This is a genomic window from Microbacterium sp. BF1 (assembly GCF_019279095.1).
GTDB classification, from domain to species: Bacteria; Actinomycetota; Actinomycetes; order Actinomycetales; family Microbacteriaceae; genus Microbacterium; species Microbacterium maritypicum.
In genome coordinates, this window is sequence record NZ_JAGYWT010000275.1 from 1 (window position 1) to 3,247 (window position 3,247).

General features: G+C 61.7%; 7 protein-coding genes. 3 read left to right on the plus strand and 4 right to left on the minus strand.

The window, feature by feature from the left end:
- Positions 1-9 precede the first annotated feature (9 nt).
- Complete coding sequence (locus KZA10_RS10300) at positions 10-720, minus strand: tyrosine-type recombinase/integrase (protein WP_218682816.1); 711 nt, start codon at positions 718-720, stop codon at positions 10-12.
- Positions 657-1,262, minus strand: coding sequence for a hypothetical protein (locus tag KZA10_RS18725; protein ID WP_218682818.1), 606 nt, complete (start codon positions 1,260-1,262; stop codon positions 657-659). The genes KZA10_RS10300 and KZA10_RS18725 overlap by 64 nt, the downstream gene beginning before the upstream one ends.
- Before the next feature lie 61 nt (positions 1,263-1,323).
- Between KZA10_RS18725 and KZA10_RS10310 the strand changes: the two genes are divergently transcribed.
- The 3 genes from KZA10_RS10310 to KZA10_RS10320 all read left to right on the plus strand — a co-directional run bounded on the left by KZA10_RS10310 (position 1,324) and on the right by KZA10_RS10320 (position 2,507).
- Positions 1,324-1,473, plus strand: a complete 150-nt coding sequence (locus tag KZA10_RS10310) for a hypothetical protein (RefSeq protein WP_218682819.1) — start codon at positions 1,324-1,326, stop codon at positions 1,471-1,473.
- 200 nt (positions 1,474-1,673) lie between these two features.
- Complete coding sequence (locus KZA10_RS10315) at positions 1,674-2,174, plus strand: GNAT family N-acetyltransferase (RefSeq protein ID WP_218682821.1); 501 nt, start codon at positions 1,674-1,676, stop codon at positions 2,172-2,174.
- A gap of 54 nt (positions 2,175-2,228) precedes the next feature.
- Positions 2,229-2,507, plus strand: a complete 279-nt coding sequence (locus tag KZA10_RS10320; RefSeq protein WP_218682822.1) for a DUF1778 domain-containing protein — start codon at positions 2,229-2,231, stop codon at positions 2,505-2,507.
- 67 nt (positions 2,508-2,574) lie between these two features.
- Here KZA10_RS10320 and KZA10_RS10325 read toward each other — a convergent pair whose 3' ends face one another.
- Both KZA10_RS10325 and KZA10_RS10330 read right to left on the minus strand, forming a co-directional pair.
- On the minus strand, positions 2,575-2,847 hold the full coding sequence (locus tag KZA10_RS10325) for a hypothetical protein (RefSeq protein ID WP_218682823.1): 273 nt from the start codon (positions 2,845-2,847) through the stop codon (positions 2,575-2,577).
- A 185-nt stretch (positions 2,848-3,032) separates the two neighbouring features.
- Positions 3,033-3,247: integrase core domain-containing protein (locus KZA10_RS10330; protein WP_218682824.1), on the minus strand; the 215-nt coding region annotated here is incomplete at its 5' end.

The window sequence follows — 3,247 nt, forward strand, 5'->3', positions numbered from 1 at the left end:
CGGCCGGAGTCAGCCGGGCATTAGCGTGGGACACGAGAAGCCTCCGTGTGATCGAGCTGCAGAACTAGACAGCTCCAACTCGACACCGGAGGCTTCTCCTACGTCAACAACGATCTGGGTCAGTACAGCTAGGCGCCCGAGCTGCGAAGGGCTTTTGTAGGAACGGGCCATCGCTCGAGTGGAGTGCCCAACGAGTTCTACGATCAGCTCTTCGGGGACATCCGCCGCGTAGAGAAGATCCACGGCGGCGTGCCGAAGATCGTGGAGCCGAACGTGGCGATCTTCACCGAGCAACTCGCGCTGGACCTCCGGCCACAGGCGCGTCTCCATGTTCGGATCGATAGGCCGCCCTTTTCGAGTGAAGACGAGCCCCCACTGGTTCGGGACCATAGTTTCCAGGTGGTGTTCCATGAGTTCTCGTAGTGGACTGATGAGCGGAACGGTCCGCCATCCCGCCTTCGACTTGGGACGTGTCAGGAAGAAGCCGCCGTAGAGGTGGCGGTAGTCGAAGTCGGGCGGTGCGATCGGACGCCCGGATTCCCCACGTCGAAGAGTCTGCATCTGCCAACTGATATCGATGTGAGCTGTCACCCGATCTGTCTCCAGGCCAACTACTTCACCACGGCGTGCACCAGTGAGCAGGTAGGTCATCCACTTCAGCCCGTCTTCTCTGCCCTTGAGCGCAGCGATGAGGTATCGCGCTTCGTCGATTGTCGGCACGTCCAGATTGGGCCGTCGGGTCTTGGCTGCTCGACGAGTCGTACGGGGTTCCGTTCGATTTCTTCCTCTCGAACCGCAACGTCGAACGCCCGAGCCGCGATGACATGCGCGTTCCGCACGGTCGTCGGCGAGCACTTCTCACGCATCAGGTGTTGCATGCGTCGAATGCTCGAGGCCCGGACTTCCGTCAGTGGGGTGTCAGCTCCGAGCGCCGGCACTATGTGGGTGTTCACGGCACTTCGATATCCGTCGGCAGTCCGCGGCCGCAGCTGCGGATACACGCACTCCGTCAACCAATAGTCGAACCACTCGCCAACTGTCGTTCCGCTGCCAGACGGATACGACGTTGACGATGGTAGGTCGGTCCCCGCGCGCGCCTTCTCGAAGGCTCTCAGGTGACCGAGCACCACCTCCCGGTTCTTGGAACGGTAGCTCTTTCGTCTTCGTTTGCCATCCACGCTGGGCAGAGGAAGGACAACGGTCCAGTACCCCCGTTGGTCCCGAAAGATTGTCCCGCTTCCCTGCGCTCGACGCTTGGTCATTCCTGGACACTACGAGCGTCCTCTCGATCGCGCTAGCGTGTCAGGTGGAGGTACGTGCACGTTGAACACCACACTCAAGTACGGGGCCGGCGTCTTCGCCCTCGCCTCCGCCACCTGGTCATTCGCCAGCGGCAGCTTCTGGCCCGGACTGCTCGCAGTCATCGCGGCCGGACTTGTTGCCGTCTCGATCATCCGTGACCGGGAAGACTGATGGAGCGCTACCTGTCACGCGCAGAGTTCGCCGAACGCATCGGAGTCCTTACCGGCACCCTCTCCCGGTACAAGCTCCCCGAACCCGACGCCATGATCGGGAGCACTCGAGGGTGGACAGCCGAGACGATCGACGCATGGAACGCTGCGCGACCGGGGAAGGATGCTGGCGCCGGCCGAAAAGCCCGGTAGGTTCGGACTGTGTGGTCAATAGAGACGCTCGACACCAGCTCCCACGACAGGGCCGCGTTCGACTGTGGAGTCGATGACCTGAACGACTGGTTGCGCAAGCAAGCCAACCAGTCCACCAAGAGGGGCTCTACGCTGACGCGCGTGCTTGTGAAAGAGGGTGAGGGCCGGGTCTATGGCTACTACGCCCAGACTGCCTACAGCCTCGTAGGCGAAGAACTTGCCCGAGCCTTTGCCGCACCCCTCAAGTACCCCGTGCCGTGCGTTCTCCTTGCACGGCTCGCCTGCTGCAAGTCCGTTCAGGGCGAGGGCATGGGAGGCGCGTTGCTCGCGCACGCTCTGCGATCCTGCGTGCGAGTCTCTGAGGAGATCGGGATCCAGTTCGTCGTCGTACATGCGATCGATGAGTCTGCAGCTCAGTTCTATGAACGGTATGGCTTCGAGCGGTTCGCGGATCATCCACATCACCTACTGATTTCCTTAAAGACCGTGAGAAAACTCTTCCCAGCTTGATCCTGTACAGACAACGTGCTTACATTGAACGTACACATCCCACCGGAGGAAATCATGGCTACCGCCACCGCTCCAAACAGCGCACGCGTGAACATGCGCATCTCGTCCTCAGCCCTTGAGGTCATCGACGAGGCCGCAACCCTTCAGGGAATTGACCGAACTGCGTTCTTCATCGACGCCGCCGTGACTCGAGCACGGAAGGTCATCTCTGAAGAGCGTCTACGCGTCACTGCTACCGAAGTTGAGCAGATCAAGCGACTGCTCTCCGACGACCAAGATCCTACTGAGGCGCTTCGTTCTGCAGCCCAGCGCCTAGCGGACCTCGGCCTGTAATGACGCCAGCCAAAGCGCCCCCGTCTTTGCGAGATGGGGGCGCTTTGGCGTTCCGCGGGGCACCGCGCTAGTCGTAGCAGCGGTGGACATGCCACCCGTCCTCCGCCTTGTGCACGTCGAACACGAACGACCGCCCCTCGTCGTCGGCTCCTTGGAATCGCCACCCGCACAGGCCGCGGTGGGGTTCGTCGAGCGGGACGGTCCAGTTCGAGTGTCGCAGTCTGGTGGGGGTGTCTGTGACGCGCCATCGTCGCCCGGCGTAGACCATCCGCGCGGGGATTGAGGCCAGAAAGGGACGAGCAAGCGCCTGGCGCCGCTCTACGACATGCAGGCGCAGCATCAGGCGATCCTCAAGGCGGCGAGGTGTAGGCCGCTGCAGTCGTTGACGGATCTCGAGTTGGCACTGCGAAATTGATGCAGACGATGACACCAGTGCTGGCGAGAGCTGAAGCCGTCAACGGCGGTTCTAATGTCAGATCGGGCGGTGACTGTCGAAGATTCCGCGCCTTTTCATCTCAGCGCGGGCTAGGTGTGATGTCCAGGGAGGTTGTTGAGTCTGCTGATGGGTGGGGCTCCGACGGCGGAGTGGTGCCTGTGATGATTGTAGAAGTGTATCCAGGCGGGTAGTGCTGCTCGCCGTTCGGTCTCTGATTCGTAGAAGCGTGCGTAGGCCCATCCGTCGGCGAGGGTGCGGTGGAATCGCTCGATCTTCCCGTTCGTTTGCGGGCGGTAAGGTCGGG